Raw genomic sequence first — 15,923 nt, forward strand, 5'->3', positions numbered from 1 at the left:
CCACGTAAAACCGTGGGCATGCCACCCACGACGCTAAATCGATGCAATTTCCTGCGGTGGCACTCGTTATCGCTGACAAATGCGAAATCGTACGTGACGCACCACTTCAGATCGCTGCTCGACAAAGGTGCGTTGCGATGCACTCTACGGTTCTGCTACCGGGAAGACTTGTTTCGGGGCAAGTGAGCGGTCGCTGGTACGGTAGTTCGCCAAACACACGAGTTGCCCGTCTGGGGAATGCACCGCGATCAGTGTGTCTTCCCAATCGGCGTGTGGCTCCAACGTCAACCATTGGCCGTTCCGCAAACGCTCGCAATCCGATTCCTTGGCGGTGAACGTCGGCAATTCTTTTGTGGCCATCGTCGGCGGTAACAAGGCCTTCGTGATCGTTTCCGGCGAGAGTTCATCAAGATCCAAGGCGTCTTCGACGGAGCACTCACCGATCCGTGTGCGTTCGAGTCGGCTCATGACGGCCCCGCACTCGAGCAATCGACCTAAGTCACGGGCGATCGAACGAATGTACGTGCCCGATCCGCATTCGATTTCGAGCTCCAGTTTGGGGGCATCGAATCGCGTGACGTCCAAACGATCAATGCGTACCGTCTTCGAGCGAATTTCGACGGACTGCCCCTGCCGGGCCAATTTGTACGCGCGTTGTCCGTTGACTTTCACTGCCGAAAACTGTGGCGGAGTTTGTGAGATTTCGCCACGGAATTGGCTAAGTGCAGCGTCGAGTTGCTCACGGGTGAATGGTTCGTGGTCGATCACATTCAGCACGTAGCCGGTGCTATCGTCGGTGTTGCTCGTTTGGCCGAACACGAATTCGCTGCGATACACTTTCGTCTGCTGTTGCACGAACGAAATCAGTTTCGTCGCCGGTCCAATACACACGATCAACACGCCGGTCGCCATTGGATCGAGTGTGCCGGCGTGTCCCACTTTCGCCGGACGTACAAGTCGCTGCACACGATTCACGACTTGCCGAGACGTCAAACCGGCGGGTTTATTGATATTGAGCAGTCCGAACATGTGTAAGTGTTAGGGATGAGGATTTAAGGTTTAGCGTAAACAAGTCACATCCTAGTTTCTCGCCCCGAAATCCTAAATCCCAACTACAGCAGTTCTTCGCAGGCGGAGAGAATGTGTTCGGCGTAGGAATCGCTGCCGAACAGACGTAATGCCCGATCGCGACCACAACGTCCGAGTTCGGTCCGCCATTCGTGATCGAGGAGAAGTTTCGCGACCGCGTCGGCGAGTGCAAACGGATCGTTCGGAGGTACGAGTAAGCCGGTCACGCCATCCTCGACCACTTCTGGAAGTCCTCCAACTTTGGTGGCCACCACCGGCTTGGCACACGCCATTGCTTCGGCAACACACAAACCGAATGTCTCCGCGTGCGAGCAACACACAACCGCGTCGAGTTCGTTGATCTCTGCGGGAATGTCCGCTCGATAACCGCGAAACTGCACACAATGCTCTAGTTTCAGTTCAGTACTCAGCGACTTCATCGATGTCGACCAAGTGGCATTCTGCGAATCATCCCCGATGATCCGATATTCTGCATGGAACCCGCGACGTTCCAGTTCGGCAGCCATCTTCAGAAAACAGTCGTGGGCTTTGATCGGCAACAAGTTCGCGATGATTCCGACACGCAAACGCTGCGACGTCCGTGCGTTCGATGGAACATTCGAACTGGGTCGGAATCGCTGCAAATCGATTCCATTCCGAATCACAACGGCTTGAGAATGGGGAGAACATGCCTGAAAGTTCGGCCAAGTATCCTGACGAAGCGCTTGGCTATTGAAAATGAATAAGTCCGGCGAGGGCATCCAACGGTACATCCAGCGGGCAAACGCAGGTTCCACATCGCAGTGCACATGGAGCACCGTAGGAACACGACACATTCGAGCAGCGATGACCACGATGCGGGCGGTCAAAGGTTCGGACACGTAGATTAAGTTCGTTCGAGTCCGTCGAATCAAACGCATCCACCGGAGGATAGAACGTGTTGTCCGCACAGGCTCTCGCCAACTTGGTTGTTCATACTCCATTACACGGTTTTCAACGGGAAACTGACGAAACGCGTCTAAGACATTCCCAGTTCCCGGATGAACAATCGTCGGAAAATATCGTCGATGAACGAGTTCCCGCAATAAAGTCAGCACCGCATGCATCCCGCCCCCCATAAGCGTCGAATTGAGAACGAACATCGGTCGAGCGACACCGGCTTTGATCTCCGGTACCGAGATGAGTCGCGGGTCAATCAAACCAAGGCTGGGGTTGGAATCGCTTAACGATGCTGGTCGGAGAGGCTGTCCCACGTTTTGTTCGAACGGTGTGGGCTGCGAAAAGTTGTTCAATTGTTTGTCTCTTTCGCGAGAAAACCCGCGCACTGGCAGAACTTACTGACTCGACAAGTCGAGCCACGGACTTTTGATCATCGTGGTTGTCGTTTGTTGAAGACGGAAATATGAAAAGCGTTTTCCCGTCTGCGACTGAGAGAGAAGTCCGTAACGCGATCTAGGATGTGGCGGACACCGACGAACCGAGTCCTGATGTTTTCAGTGAGCGTTGCGTTCCTCGCCAGTATGTCCACGCCGGTTTAGCGAATAGCACAACCGCCCAGGCAAACCAGACCGCGGCCCCAACCGCGACAGATTGCCAATCCGTGCCGCTGGTTGTCCAACGACAAACTCCATACGTTGCAGCCATTCCCACGATCACGCCGAAGCTCTCGATAAACCGGTACGGATACCGTTCGCCACGTTGGTACAGGAACAAACCGAACGTGGTGAATGTGACGAAAGTAATCACGGTTGCCCAGGCCGCTCCCATGCCACCCCAAGTCGGCACGAGCATAAAGTTCGCCGCCAGGTTGACGACGGTCGCCACAATCGAGACGGGCACCATGCTCAACGTTTTCTTCTTGAGGAGCACCGGTATTCGGAAATGATCGTTCAAACTGTACGCCAAGTAAGCAAGCAAGATCACCGGGATAATGTCGGCGGCAGCGGCGTACTCGTCGGTCGCGACAATCTTGATCAACATTCGGGATGCGATTGCACCGGCTAACAGAAACAGTGCCGCGAACTTCGTGTAGTAGTCGAACACACGGGCATACACCGTGGGTGCGTTCGGTTGCTTTGCAACTTCGTAGATCATCACGCCCCAAATTGAAGCGAATGGCAACAGCAGTATTTGATTCAATCCCTGCCCAATACGGTATGCCAACGAGTACACGCCGACTTCCGCCATCGTTGCGTAGCGATGCAGAATCCAACGATCCGCCTGATGCATCAACATCGAAAGAAACGCAATGATGATCAACGGCGAACCAAACTGGAGCATCTTCTGCAAAAGCGGCACGTCAAAACGGAAGCGTTTCAGATGCCATGCGAGCATTCCAACCGAAACCACGGTGAGAACCACACCAGTCAAAAAGTTCCCCCACAAAACGCCTTCCAAGCCCCAGCCGTTCGCCAGCAAACTGAGATTCAACGTGATGTTCAGGGCCAACCGAAACAACGACAACAACACGAACCGGCCAGACCATTTGCGGACTCGCAGGTAGATCATCGGAATTTGCTCGATGCATCCGAGCCACATCGTTCCGAGTGCCAACGTATAGATCATGCCGCCGTGGACGACCGACTCGCCTAGCGTCCAGTCGGCCAACTGTTCGCGAATAAGCCACGACGGTGCGACACCGATTCCGCCGACGACCGCGACGAATGTGAGACCAGTCCACCAGACCGCTCGCTGAGACTGTTCGTCCTCATAGTCGAAATGGAACCGACTCACCGCCGACGCCAATCCGCCTCCGAGCACGATGGCGAGTAAGCCCGTTAGCAAATCGATGATCGCCATCACCCCATAATCAGCCGGGGCGAGAAAACGGGTGTAGATTGGCAACAGCAGTAACGACGTCAGCCGCGTGAGAATCTCACCCAGACTGTAAATCGAAGAATGTTTCAAAAGGTCGCGATGCCAACGCATAGGTCACATATCATCTGCTAACGGGTGTACTGTCGGATGCGTGCGACTTACAAAATGCACTGTGTTGCCAACGCGAATCGATGTGAGTGAGAAACTGCGATACTCACCACACGATCCCTTGGCACTCAAACGGGATGAGGAATTCCGGCCGGTTGTGTTCTCGGTTTGGTAGCGGCGGCTGGATGGTCAGGTCCCGAATCCGCACCAAAGTAGTCGGCGAAACGACGATCGCATACGGCTTCATGAGCTTGAAACCAAGCTTCGTCCGCATATTCACGCCAGCGGTCCGGGCGTGGCGGTTTGACGAGCGTGAGTAGTTGCTCCCAAGGAATATCAGTCACTCCTGCCACGGAGAACATCTCTTGCATATGGTGCATCGGTTGACCGACCAGATCCTCGAAGCGGTAACAACCGTCCGCGTATTGCCGACCGAATACACAGGAAAGTTTCCAGATCAGGTAGTGAGCCCGATAGGGATGCTCGTGTTCGCACGCCTGGAGAAATGGAAACGCAAATTTCAAATCTCGGGTCCATAACCCCAAACTATACAAATCGAATGGATCAAAATTGTGGAGTCGATCGTCTAGACTGACCGCACGATAGGGAACGGTCATCGAGTTCCAAACGTCTCGTGGATGGCGAATCAGTTGAATAATTTTCGCTTCGGGAAACTGACGTCGTAACCATGGCAGACGGAAATCCGCCCGGTTGAATTGCAACACGGGCAACCCCGATGCGGCGTTTACCAACTCGGTAATGTATCGCTGCATCTTCTCGTCTGTCGCAGTCGACGGCATGAATAAACGTCGTTGGATCCAATCGAACTCATAGAACTCTGCGAGATGCGAAAGCCCATCGTACTCTTGCCAATAGTCGTCGACGGCACGGTGCGTGTCATCGACCTGCGTGCCCCGCGACAGAGGGTCGAACCAACGACGATCGTTGAAGGGTTCGTAGTAGGCGGTGCAATTCGGCAGATGTCGAAACAAGTTCCAGACGAATGTCGAGCCACTGCGAAACCGCGAAGTCACAATCACGAACGGTTTCCGGGCCGTTGCATCTGCGGTTCCTAAATTCGAATACGGTTGCCCAACAGTGCGGTGCTTGAATTCCGGGGAGAACTCGTTTGCGGCTGCAGACGGTATGAGATCGGGAAAGACATCAGCGAGCAGTTCGCGTCCGTCTTGAGTTTGCAGTGCTTGACGCAACACGCTGAAGAAACATCTTCGCAAGTAGCCGCGAACCGGCCCGAACACACTCAACTTCATGACACTGCCCAAGACTGAATACGAATGAAAGACCGACGCTGTTACAATATCGCACCTGCATTACCGAACAGTCGGCATCTTCATTGACTTCCCAAGGTTTGCATCGACCCATGCATTCGCTTGCGGAATATTCAATCGTGTCGCCATTTCGCGACAGGCCTGCCGTTGATTTTTCGCTACATCCAATTCCAAGAAGGACCGTTCCTCATGCCCGCGTTGACTCGTCGTTCGTTCTTGCAAACCGCTTCCGGCCTGACGATCGGAGCGTTGTGCGCGTCCTCCAGGTTATTGGCAGCAGATCATCAAGTGCGTTTCCCGCATCGCATGGTCACTCGCGGGCCGAAGCACCACTGGTTCGGTTACTACGACAAACTCGAATTCGACCCGACCGGGCGGTATCTGCTGAGCAACGAGGTCTCGTTCGAAGGTCGCACCCCCACCGCGGACGACCGCATCCGCGTTGGCATGGTGGATCTGCAGAACAATGACGAATGGATCGAACTCGGTTCATCGACCGCTTGGGGTTGGCAACAAGGTTGCATGTTGCAATGGGTTCCAGGGTCGAAGACTCAAGTCTTGTGGAACGATCGTGAAGACGACCAACACGTCTGCCGAATTCACGACATCACCACGGGAAAAACACGCACGGTCCCTTCACCGATTTACAGTTTGAGCCCCGATGGAAAATCCGCGGTGACGGCGGACTTTCGTCGAATTCAGGAAACCCGACCCGGTTACGGATACGTCGGCCTGCCCGACCCGCATCGCGACGAACTCGCTCCCGAAGAATCCGGCATCTTCCATGTCGACTTGGAAACCGGAGAGAAAAAACTCATCGTCTCTCTCGCAGACGCGGTCGACATTTCACGCGATGGCAACCCCGTGGGCGATCCGAAATCGAAACATTGGTTCAACCACCTGCTGTTCAACACTGACGGTTCCCGCTTCATCTTTCTGCATCGATACACGACTCCCGGTCAACGCGGTTGGCAAACCCGCATGCTGACCGCTGATCCCGATGGAAGCAATGTGCGAATCGTAGACGACAATGGCTTGACGAGTCATTTCATCTGGAAAGATCCGAACCAGATTCTCGCCTGGAGTCGACAGCCATCTGACGGGGCTGCGTTTTACTTGTTCCAGGATGCGGACGAGACGAATCCGAAAGCCGTCGGCCAAGATGTGATGACCCGTGACGGGCACTGCACGTATCTTGCAGATACCGAGTGGATCATCAACGACACCTACCCTGATGGCGACCGAAATCAAACGGTGTACCTGTACCATCCGCAGACGAAGCGAAAAGTTGTGCTCGGCAAGTTTCACTCACCGAAACGCTATCGTGGTGAGTGGCGATGTGATACCCATCCCCGACACAGCCCCGATGGTACGAAAATCGTCATCGACACACCGCATGGCGATCTCGGTCGGCAATTGCATTTAATTGATATCAGCGAAATCGTATCGTAAGCAAAACAAACGAAGCCCAGAGGATCACTCCCCTGGGCTTTCTCGAATCTGTTTCCCAGCAGACCAAGATCGTCACTTGGTTTTGCCGGATATTTTTGCCCGAATTACTCGGTGGCTTTTTCAGTTTCTTCAGCCGCTTCGTTGACGGCCTCTTTAGTGTCTTCAGCGGCTTCTTCGGTCGCTTCTTCGACTTCTTCACCCGCTTCTTTTGTTTTGCCGGTCACGGCTTCAACCGCTTTTTCAGCGTTCTCTTTGGTATCTTCGACAGCGCTTTCGGCAGCTTCGCCAGCGGCTTTAGCAGCTTCTTTGGCTTTCTCGCCGGTCTCCGCGGAGCATCCGACCACGACCATCATCAACGCAGCCAGCAACGAAAACATTTTCAACGACATCGCATGTATTCCTCTATGTCCGACTCTCGTATTCTGAAAACACCGTGTTTTCAGTCGAAGTTTAGCAATTCTGTACGGCAGAATCCAATCGATCGCGGGATCGACTAAACGCATGACACCCGCGATTCCATTAATCTATTAACGTTATTTCGGTACGTCGATGCCGGCAATTTTTTGCTGTGTTGAGGCATCGTTCGGAACCACACTGAGCGAACCATCGGTTTCAAGGATGACCGCTGCGGCATCTTCCAATTGGGCAAGCCCTGATGACCGAACCGCGGATTCGATCTCTTCCTTGGCCACGCGTGATTTCCGCAACGCCGACTCCATACATTCCCCTTGATACAGCAGCAGCGTCGGTTCGCCGGTCACTACATGACGGACCCACTCGGCACGAACGCTGACCCATGTGATGACAAATTGAAAGCCGATCAACAGTGCCAACGCCAGCAACCCCTGAGCCAACGCGATATCTTTGCTGAGTAGCAAAGTGGCCAAGGTCGATCCCAACGCCACAGTCACGACCAAGTCGAAGGCATTCATTTTTGCCAGGGTTCGATTCCCCGCGAGGCGTAACAAGATGATCAAGCCCACATAACCACAAACGCCGATTACCATCGTTCGGAGAAGTGAGTCCACGTTATCGAAAAAAATATTGTCCATCGAATTCTAACTCCTGGTTTTGCGGTCAAAGGACTGGCCCCCATTGCCAAGGGCAGAATTCCTCATCGCCGATGCCCTGAGCTTCACTCTTCGTGTGTTCTCCACCGGCAACAGCCAGGATTCTCTCGAAAATCTCCTCACCAACTTCCTGAACGCTGGCCCCTTCGAGAATCCGTCCTGCGTTGATATCCATGTCGGATTCCATGCGACGGAACATCGGCGTATTGGTAGCGACTTTAATCGTCGGCACCGGTTTACATCCGAAGCAACTTCCGCGCCCAGTTGTAAAAACAATCATGTTTGCCCCACCTGCGATCATGCCGGTGACGCTCGCCGGATCGTACCCGGGCGTATCCATGATGACGAAACCCTTCTCCGTGACCGCCTCCGCGTACTGATAGACTTGCTTGAGGGCCGTTGAGCCACCTTTCGCGATGGCTCCGAGACTCTTCTCATAAATTGTGGTCAATCCACCTTTTTTATTGCCGACGGAACGATTGTGATCGATTTCGATTCCGAACTTTCCAGCATACTCCTTCCACCAATCAATCAAGTCGATCAATTTTTGACCAACTTGCTGGCTCACCGCCCGCCGAGTCATGAGGTGCTCGCCGCCATAGATCTCTGTGGTCTCTGCAAGAATACTCGTCGCGCCGCATGCGACTAGCAGATCACTGGCGACTCCGACTGCCGGATTCGCGGTGATACCACTGTTCCCGTCGCTGCCACCGCATTCCGTGCCGAGGATGATCTCGCTTGCGGGGATCGGTTCCCGCACAACGTCATTCACACGCGGCAACATCTCCGCCAACACCGCGACGGCTCGGTCCACGGTTTTCCGCACCCCGCCGTAGTCTTGGATGTTCATCACCACCGGCGGTTTTCGCGATTTTCCGTTCGAGCCCGGAGTTTCGAGCTGCACCAGACCGTGCTGTTCTTCCAGAAACGATCCCTGTGAGGCTTCGCATCCTAAACCCATCACGAGGTACCCGCCGATGTTGGGGTGCTTTGCGAACCCGGCCAACGTGCGCGCGAGTTGCTGATGGTCGGTCCCGCCGTACTCAAACGCACATCCGCCTTTGTGCGTGAGTGCCACGATACCGTCGATGTTCGGATAATCCGCCAGCAGCGATTCGTTGATCTCTTTCGCGATATACTTCGAGGTCGTCGCGGAGCAATTCACTGTGCTGACAAGTGCCAAATAATTGCGTGTCGCGACTCGTCCGTCGGCTCGTCGAATACCGGCGAAGGTTCGATTCAGAATCGGTTCGGGTGCCGGTGGGATTTCCGAAGCGAATGCGTAGTCTAACGTCAAATCGCCCAAGCCCACGTTGTGAGCGTGCACCCATTCACCGGGCTGAATCGTTTGCGTGGCAAAGCCAATCGTTTGCCCGAACTTGAGAATTCGCTGGCCGGCGGAAATCTCTGCAATCGCAACCTTGTGCCCGAACTCGATTGGCTCTCGCAGAGTAATCGTTCCCTGCCGCCTTGTTTCCAACTCCCGACCGGCTTCGAGCGAAACCGTCAGCACGGCGATATTGTCATCGGGATGAAGTTGCAGCAGCGGAGTGGTCGTTTGAGTCGGCATAGTTCACAGGACAAATAGAGGCGGTGGAATCACGCAATCGACATAGCGTAGCCGCGCGGTTGGCTCGGTCACAAGGAACCTTCCCCGCATGGGAGGATTATCTTGGGTGGCACGCCATGACCAACGGGAAAAGCGGGGATTCCACGTTCGCCACGCCCATCGCTTCGCTCTGGGACGTGCTACGGCTGACCCAGAATTAAAACTCACGGGCCGCGCCCGTCGGTCTGGTCATTGCCCTTTCGATGCGATACTTTCGAGGAAGCGATTCATATCGGTCTGCGAGTCGGAGGAACGGTCATGGGATTCGAATTTGTGTTGCTGGCGAGCCTGTTCGGTTTCGCTGAGGATGCCGCTTCGCCGATTGATTCCGCTCGTGAACACTTCCAAAAAGGTCGCTATGCCGAGGCGGTAGAGGCTTACGAAGAACTCGCGGACTCCACCGACCAACGTACGCAGATTGCGGTCGCGTTGGGACTCAGCGACGTTCACGAATCCGTGGGACGCTGGGACGAAGCTGTCAATGTGGTGACGAAAGCCGTCGAATCGTTGCCGAAAAGTGCCGATCTTCAAGCCCGACTCGCCGAATTGCAGTTTCGACGGGGCGACTATGCAGCCGCGGAGAAAACTGCGGAGCAGGCATTGAAGTTCGACGGTGATCATCTTCGAGCCCGGTTGGTGTTAGCGGACACGCATGCAGAAACTGGTCGCAAGAAAGAGGCACTCGACGGGTATGTGTGGTTCGTGCGGTACTACAACCGAGCCCAACCGGAAGACGCGGAAGACTTATTGCTTGTCGCGCGAGGCAGTTTGCAGTACGCCCGCTGGAAGAGTTCCTCGCAGATTTTCCGGTTCATCATCAACACGCTCTGCCCCGATGCGTTGAAGAACGACCCGCAATGTTGGCAGGCGGTTCATCTCTCCGGCGAGGTGTTGCTCGAAAAGTACAACCGGGCGCAAGCGATGCCGGAGTTCCAGTCCGCTCTGGCGATCAATCCGCGTGTGGCGGACGTGTTGGCTTCTCAAGCAGATGCGGCGTTCCAGAAACATCAGATGGAGAAGCTGGCCGAACTTATCGAACAAGCGTTGGCCATCAATCCCCAACATGTGCGTGCGTTGCAACTCCAAGCGGATTACCAACTGCAAGCGGGCGACTTGGGTGCGGCGAAAGAGGCGATCGACAAGGCCCTTGCGGTCAACCCACATAACCAACGCACGCTGGCTCGGTTGGCAGCGTTGTACCTCATCCAAGACGGTCCGCCTGCTGAGAAACAACTTAGCGAGTTGCTTAGCCGTCTCGATGCGATCGATCAGGTCAAGCTCGCCAAGCCGGATCGATTCACAAAGTTGGTCACCAAGTTAGCGCAGCGAAATCCACATCCGGGACCGTTTTTGAATCTCGTCGGTGAAACGCTCGAAGGCCGTCGCAAATTCGAGTTGGCCGAGCAGTTTTACCGAGCAGCAACGCAGACAATGCCGGAGTTATCGGATCCGAAAACGAATCTCGGGTTGCTCGCCATGCGGACCGGGCAGAACGATGCCGCGCGGGAAATTCTGGACGATGCTTTTCAAGCCGATCCGTTTCACGTCCGTGTGAGCAATATGCGGAAGGTGCTCAAACTGCTCGATGGTTATGAGACGATCTCCACCGAGCATTTCGTGATCCGCGTCGATTCCCAAGCCGACAAAATTCTCGGCCGGTACATGGCGGAGTACTTGGAAAGCATCTACCCGGAACTCACTCAGCAATTCAACTTCGAACCGCCGGGACGGACGATCTTCGAAATTTTCCATAATTCGAAGGGGCTGTCCGGGCATCAGTGGTTCAGTGCCCGGATGGTCGGTCTGCCGTGGATTCAAACCGTCGGCGCTTCCACAGGCATGATTGTGGCTCTGACGTCTCCGACGGCCGGTGACAAGGCGTTCGACTGGGCGCGAGTCTTGAAGCACGAGTATGTCCATATCATCACACTGCAGCAAACACAGTTTAATATCCCGCATTGGTTCACGGAGGCCTTGGCCGTCACGAGCGAGAACATCCCCCGCCCCGAGGAGTGGAATCGCCTGCTCGCCGAACGCGTACCGCAGGGAAATATCCGCACGCTCAAAAACCTGAACGATGGGTTCATCCGCCCGGAATCGCCTACCGATTGGCAGTTCGCATACTGTCAAAGCAAGTTGTACGCCCAGTATATGATCGAGAACTTCGGCCAAGACACCATTCCGAAGTTGCTCGATGCGTACCGTCGAAATCTTCCCACGGAGAAGGCCATTCCGGAGGTCTTCGGAATCTCGCTCGAAGACTTCGAAGCCGGTTATCGCAAGTTCCTCGATGAGATTGTGAAAGACATTCAAGGCAGTCGTCCGCAAGAGGAAACAAAAACGCTGGCGGAAGTCGAGAAGGAATATCAAGCCGACCCCGAGGACCCCGCAAGAATGGCGGCATACGCGGCGGCGTTGCTCGACATCCGCAAACTTGATCAGGCGGAAGAGTTAGCACAGAAGGCCCTTGCAACGGACGCAAAACCACCCCAGGCCGGATTGGTGCTTGCGACATTGGCGATCAAGTCACAAGATTTTGACGCGGCGGTGTCTCACTTGGAAACGGTGCTCGACCGCGATGAGCCACATGCGAAGGTGTTGGAGTTGCTGGCGAAACTCAAGATCGCTCTCAAGAAGAACGCCGAGGCGGCGGAGTTGTACGAATTGGGCCGTGAGAAGTTTCCTTACGATTTGACATGGCTCAAGGGGCAAGCGGCCGCGTACTTGCGAATGGATGACACAGAAAACCTGCGAGTCGCTCTCGAAGAACTTGCTCGATACGACAGCGACAACGCATCCGTCCGGCAGAAACTCGCTGAGATGGCGTACGAGGAAAAGAACTACAAAAACGCGATTCGACACGGGATGGCGGCCGTTCACATCGACGTGATGGATGTCGAGACCCACGAGATTCTCGGTGAAGCGTTTCTACATCAGAAAGACAGCAAGTCGGCGATCCGCGAATACGAAGTCCTTATGGAACTCGACCCAACCAACACCAACCGTTTGGGACTCGCGAAAGCCTATCGCTTGGCGAATCGCACTGCCGAGGCGCGGAAACTCGTCAATGAAGTGCTCGCGAACGATGCAGACAATCAAGCCGCGAAAACATTGGCAGACGAACTGACGGGACCAAACTAAGCATGAGAAAACTGATTGTCGGCTGTGGGTATGTCGGTCGTCGCGTGGCGAAGGAATGGCTAGATCAAGGTCATGAAGTCTCCGCTGTCACGCGATCGGCAGAGAACGCGAATACGTTGCGTTCGCTTGGTATCGAACCTGTCATTGCGGACATCACGCGTCCGGAAACGCTGGCGGTCATCCCGGCGGTCGATACCTTATTATATGCCGTCAGTCATGATCGCTCTTCCGGGCAACCGCCGCGAGCGACATACGTGGAAGGGCTGAACAACTTTCTGAAATACTCCCCCAACCTCCCCGACCGAATGATTCTGATCTCGACAACGAGCGTGTACGGTGTCGACGATGGCAGCGAAGTCGACGAAGACACCCCGACCGCTGCCGCCACCGCATCCGGCCAAGCGAATGCCGAAGCCGAGACCGATTTTTGGCGGGGGTATTGGCGGAACCATCAGGAAAGTCGAATCGGGATCGTGTTGCGGTCAGCGGGGATCTATGGACCGGGTCGGTTGCTTCGGCGGGTTTCGAGTTTGCAGAATCAGGAGCCGATTTCCGCAAATCCCGATGGTTGGTTGAATCTCGTTCATGTCGATGATTTGGTGCAATCCGTTTTACAAGCGGAACTTGCGAAAGAACCCGACACCTATCTCGTCTGTGATGATCGGCCGATTCAACGTCGAGAGTATTACACGAAACTCGCGGAACTCACGGGTGCTCCGCCACCGGTTTTCCATGCGGACGGTCAAGAAACATCGCAAGGCAAGCGGTGTTCCAACCGACGATTAATAGAAACGTTAGGCGTGAAACTGCGGTATCCAACTATCGACGACGGTCTGCCCCACGCGATTCATTCAACGACATAACACAAACCAATCGAGCAGTCAGCCGATGACAAATTCACGGCCACTGAGCGTGGCTAGTATCGAGGGGCCTTGGGTAGATTCAAAGTTCGACTCGGGTCTCATCAACCGTTGTCGACTTGACTGGAATACACCGGTGACTGAATTGACCAATGAGGTACTGGCCACTTACTTACGACAGAGAATTGCATTATTGCTGACCGTGCCTGAAGCCGAACAGCGAATCGCCAGGAACTACATTGATCACACTGAGATGTATGATAAAGAACTCGCCGATGCATTGGATTCTGCACAAGACATAATGTAACTTTCCGCTGCAATTGCCCATCGGCCGATTCGTCGGTGGTTTTTGGTTACCAAGTAGCAACAAGCCGGAATCGGTCGCTGAGGGAATACACAATGGAAGTCATTCTGACGGCAGTCGGGCCGGATCATTCGGGGTTGGCAGACCCGTTAGTGCATCATGTGACCGGGGCCGGGGCGAACATCCACGAAATTCAGATGTACGATCATGGCGTGGAAAAGCTGTTCGCGATGCTGCTCCGCATTGAATGGCCGGCGGGAAAGCAATCGGTCGCTGAATTGCGGGAAACGATGCAAGCGATTGGCAAGAGAACCGGGTTGTCGATCCGCACGTGGTCACGCGAGGAGCGGAAAGGTCCGCCGCGATTGGCGATCTGCACGACGTACCGCAGCGAACCACCATTGGCCGTTCTGCGGGCCATTCGCGATGGACTCTTGAAAGCCACACCGGCCGTCATGATCGGCAATCGACCGGCGTGTCGCGGGTTGGCTGAGCAGTTTGGCGTGGACTGGCACGACATCGGCAACGATCGTGGCGAACCCGACAACGACCGCATGGTGGAACTCATCGACGAATACGATGTGGACTACGTGATCCTCGCACGGTACATGCGGGTGTTGCCGCCGGGCACGTGTTGGCGTTTTGCCGGTGGACGCATCATCAACCTGCATCACGGTTTACTGCCGCCCTTCCCCGGTTTTCGCCCCTACGAAGACGCCTTCTCGCACAACATGCTCACTTATGGCGCGACGGTCCACTTTATTGTGCCGGAATTGGATGCCGGGAATCAGATCATCCACCAAAGCACCTTTACGGTGTTCCCTGGCACGCCGTTAGAGCAAATCAAACGGCAAGGGGAAACCGATCACGAACCGCAATGCCTCGTCGAGGGTCTGCGACGCGTGATCGATCGCGAAGTGACATTGAACTTCCACCGCGTGGTCCGTGTGCGAGACTAACCGCCTCACATCGTGGGAGCCATTCAAGTGCGTCGGTTGCTACCAGTTAGGCGGCACGGGCGATCCGTACTCCCGCTCTGGCTTCCGTCCATTCGCCGCGGAAGATTTCTGCTGCCGGCCCGGTGAGATGGACTTCACCATCTTCCGTCCAGTCGATATCAAGCGAGCCTCCCGGCAGATGGCAACGCACTTGGCGTTCCGTGTTTCCGCTCAGTGCACCCGCGACACCGACGGCACACGCGCCGGTCCCACACGCCTGCGTTTCCCCGACGCCTCGCTCCCAAACTCGCACTTGAACTTCCGAGGGGGAAAGGACGCGGGCAAACTCCACGTTCGTGCGTTCAGGAAACAGCGGGTGTTCTTCGAGTTGCGGACCGATCTCGCTGACGAACTCGTCCGAGAGATAATCGGTGAAGACAACACAATGTGGGTTACCCATCGAAACTGCAGAGACTGCATGGATTCGGGGATCAACTCGCAGAGTGTCCAAGTCGTCGGCTGTAGGAATATGGTCGGCGGTCAAACTTGGTTCGCCGATGGAAACCCGCACGCGACCAACCTCGCCGTTCTGAACTTCCGGCCAGGCGACCCGAATGCCTGCATCGGTGGCGATGTGAATTTCGTCACTGCGAACATGACCGGTGTCATACAACAGTTTGGCGACGCACCGCAGACCGTTGCCACACATTTCAGCCGGACTTCCGTCAGCGTTCCAAATTCGCATTTGGGCGTCGGCTTGCCAAGAGGGCTCGACGACAATCAACCCGTCTCCCCCGACTCCAGTGTGGCGGTCCGAAATTCTTCGTGCGAAGTCCGGGAGGTTTTGGGGAAGAGAGTACTCAAAACCATCGAGATAAACGTAATCGTTTCCAGCACCATGCATCTTGACGAATCGCATCGGGACTCCATTCCCTTGAGTGGCCAACGCATTGTGAGACGGCTTCCGGATCGCCTTGTTCCGTCGACTCAACGTGTTGGTCATGCTCGACTTGGCCCGCAAGTGAGGTGGGGCGGGCAATTTTTCAGGCGTGACTTCCATCGAAGAATGTTCTTCGACACCCAGGCAACTATCGCAAACTCCGATGATCGCGTCTAGACCGTATTCCGGTCTTCACGAACTCTGTCGGACAGGGAGATGGGTTGGTTCTTCAACTTCCCCAAGTCAGACACCTTCATCATCGAAAGTCCCTGCTCAGAACGAATTTTGGTGACTCCAATTCAAAGTGGATGCGAAAGTCCTGTATTT

The 15,923-nt window shown here is 55.0% G+C and carries 14 protein-coding genes; 6 read left to right on the forward strand and 8 right to left on the reverse strand.

Features of this window, described 5'->3' with window-relative positions:
• Positions 1 to 144 precede the first annotated feature (144 nt).
• The 4 genes from truB to AC5DDB_RS26255 form a co-directional block, all read right to left on the reverse strand.
• On the reverse strand, positions 145 to 1,029 hold the full coding sequence (gene truB, locus AC5DDB_RS26240) for a tRNA pseudouridine(55) synthase TruB (protein ID WP_491742729.1): 885 nt from the start codon (positions 1,027 to 1,029) through the stop codon (positions 145 to 147).
• 83 nt (positions 1,030 to 1,112) lie between these two features.
• Positions 1,113 to 2,321, reverse strand: a complete 1,209-nt coding sequence (locus AC5DDB_RS26245; RefSeq protein WP_491742730.1) for a glycosyltransferase family 4 protein — start codon at positions 2,319 to 2,321, stop codon at positions 1,113 to 1,115.
• A gap of 199 nt (positions 2,322 to 2,520) precedes the next feature.
• Entirely contained in the window at positions 2,521 to 3,996 is a 1,476-nt protein-coding gene (locus AC5DDB_RS26250) for a lipopolysaccharide biosynthesis protein (protein ID WP_491742731.1), read from the reverse strand.
• Positions 3,997 to 4,121: 125 nt separating this feature from the next.
• Entirely contained in the window at positions 4,122 to 5,264 is a 1,143-nt protein-coding gene (locus tag AC5DDB_RS26255) for a sulfotransferase (protein ID WP_491742732.1), read from the reverse strand.
• A 207-nt stretch (positions 5,265 to 5,471) separates the two neighbouring features.
• On the opposite strand from AC5DDB_RS26255, the gene AC5DDB_RS26260 reads away from it, so the two are divergent.
• Entirely contained in the window at positions 5,472 to 6,734 is a 1,263-nt protein-coding gene (locus tag AC5DDB_RS26260) for a hypothetical protein (RefSeq protein ID WP_491742733.1), read from the forward strand.
• A 104-nt stretch (positions 6,735 to 6,838) separates the two neighbouring features.
• On the opposite strand, the gene AC5DDB_RS26265 is transcribed toward AC5DDB_RS26260, so the two are convergent.
• The 3 genes from AC5DDB_RS26265 to AC5DDB_RS26275 all read right to left on the reverse strand — a co-directional run bounded on the left by AC5DDB_RS26265 (position 6,839) and on the right by AC5DDB_RS26275 (position 9,374).
• On the reverse strand, positions 6,839 to 7,123 hold the full coding sequence (locus AC5DDB_RS26265; protein WP_491742734.1) for a hypothetical protein: 285 nt from the start codon (positions 7,121 to 7,123) through the stop codon (positions 6,839 to 6,841).
• A gap of 144 nt (positions 7,124 to 7,267) precedes the next feature.
• Positions 7,268 to 7,786: a DUF421 domain-containing protein gene (locus tag AC5DDB_RS26270; protein ID WP_491742735.1), complete on the reverse strand. Its 519-nt coding sequence runs from the start codon at positions 7,784 to 7,786 to the stop codon at positions 7,268 to 7,270.
• 25 nt (positions 7,787 to 7,811) lie between these two features.
• Positions 7,812 to 9,374, reverse strand: coding sequence for a UxaA family hydrolase (locus tag AC5DDB_RS26275; protein ID WP_491742736.1), 1,563 nt, complete (start codon positions 9,372 to 9,374; stop codon positions 7,812 to 7,814).
• Between the two features lie 23 nt (positions 9,375 to 9,397).
• Between AC5DDB_RS26275 and AC5DDB_RS26280 the strand changes: the two genes are divergently transcribed.
• The 5 genes from AC5DDB_RS26280 to AC5DDB_RS26300 all read left to right on the forward strand — a co-directional run bounded on the left by AC5DDB_RS26280 (position 9,398) and on the right by AC5DDB_RS26300 (position 14,677).
• Positions 9,398 to 9,574, forward strand: a complete 177-nt coding sequence (locus AC5DDB_RS26280) for a hypothetical protein (RefSeq protein ID WP_491742737.1) — start codon at positions 9,398 to 9,400, stop codon at positions 9,572 to 9,574.
• Positions 9,575 to 9,671: 97 nt separating this feature from the next.
• Positions 9,672 to 12,554: a tetratricopeptide repeat protein gene (locus AC5DDB_RS26285; protein ID WP_491742738.1), complete on the forward strand. Its 2,883-nt coding sequence runs from the start codon at positions 9,672 to 9,674 to the stop codon at positions 12,552 to 12,554.
• A gap of 2 nt (positions 12,555 to 12,556) precedes the next feature.
• The gene (locus tag AC5DDB_RS26290) at positions 12,557 to 13,417 is read left to right on the forward strand and encodes an SDR family oxidoreductase (RefSeq protein ID WP_491742739.1); all 861 of its coding nucleotides are present in this window, start codon (positions 12,557 to 12,559) and stop codon (positions 13,415 to 13,417) included.
• Between the two features lie 133 nt (positions 13,418 to 13,550).
• Positions 13,551 to 13,721, forward strand: a complete 171-nt coding sequence (locus AC5DDB_RS26295) for a hypothetical protein (protein ID WP_491742740.1) — start codon at positions 13,551 to 13,553, stop codon at positions 13,719 to 13,721.
• A 92-nt stretch (positions 13,722 to 13,813) separates the two neighbouring features.
• Positions 13,814 to 14,677: a formyltetrahydrofolate deformylase gene (locus AC5DDB_RS26300; protein WP_491742741.1), complete on the forward strand. Its 864-nt coding sequence runs from the start codon at positions 13,814 to 13,816 to the stop codon at positions 14,675 to 14,677.
• A gap of 46 nt (positions 14,678 to 14,723) precedes the next feature.
• Here the strand turns inward: AC5DDB_RS26300 and dapF are convergent, their stop codons facing one another.
• Positions 14,724 to 15,716, reverse strand: coding sequence for a diaminopimelate epimerase (gene dapF, locus AC5DDB_RS26305; protein WP_491742742.1), 993 nt, complete (start codon positions 15,714 to 15,716; stop codon positions 14,724 to 14,726).
• Between the last annotated feature and the right edge of the window lie 207 nt (positions 15,717 to 15,923).

It is taken from the genome of Thalassoroseus sp. (assembly GCF_984380535.1).

Coding starts and splice junctions, on each gene's coding strand:
- truB (WP_491742729.1), bottom strand. CDS start 1,029: ATGTTCGGACTGCTCAATATCAATAAACCCGCCGGTTTGACGTCTCGG.
- AC5DDB_RS26250 (WP_491742731.1), bottom strand. CDS start 3,996: ATGCGTTGGCATCGCGACCTTTTGAAACATTCTTCGATTTACAGTCTG.
- AC5DDB_RS26255 (WP_491742732.1), bottom strand. CDS start 5,264: ATGAAGTTGAGTGTGTTCGGGCCGGTTCGCGGCTACTTGCGAAGATGT.
- AC5DDB_RS26260 (WP_491742733.1), top strand. CDS start 5,472: ATGCCCGCGTTGACTCGTCGTTCGTTCTTGCAAACCGCTTCCGGCCTG.
- AC5DDB_RS26265 (WP_491742734.1), bottom strand. CDS start 7,123: ATGTCGTTGAAAATGTTTTCGTTGCTGGCTGCGTTGATGATGGTCGTG.
- AC5DDB_RS26270 (WP_491742735.1), bottom strand. CDS start 7,786: ATGGACAATATTTTTTTCGATAACGTGGACTCACTTCTCCGAACGATG.
- AC5DDB_RS26275 (WP_491742736.1), bottom strand. CDS start 9,374: ATGCCGACTCAAACGACCACTCCGCTGCTGCAACTTCATCCCGATGAC.
- AC5DDB_RS26285 (WP_491742738.1), top strand. CDS start 9,672: ATGGGATTCGAATTTGTGTTGCTGGCGAGCCTGTTCGGTTTCGCTGAG.
- AC5DDB_RS26290 (WP_491742739.1), top strand. CDS start 12,557: ATGAGAAAACTGATTGTCGGCTGTGGGTATGTCGGTCGTCGCGTGGCG.
- AC5DDB_RS26300 (WP_491742741.1), top strand. CDS start 13,814: ATGGAAGTCATTCTGACGGCAGTCGGGCCGGATCATTCGGGGTTGGCA.
- dapF (WP_491742742.1), bottom strand. CDS start 15,716: ATGGAAGTCACGCCTGAAAAATTGCCCGCCCCACCTCACTTGCGGGCC.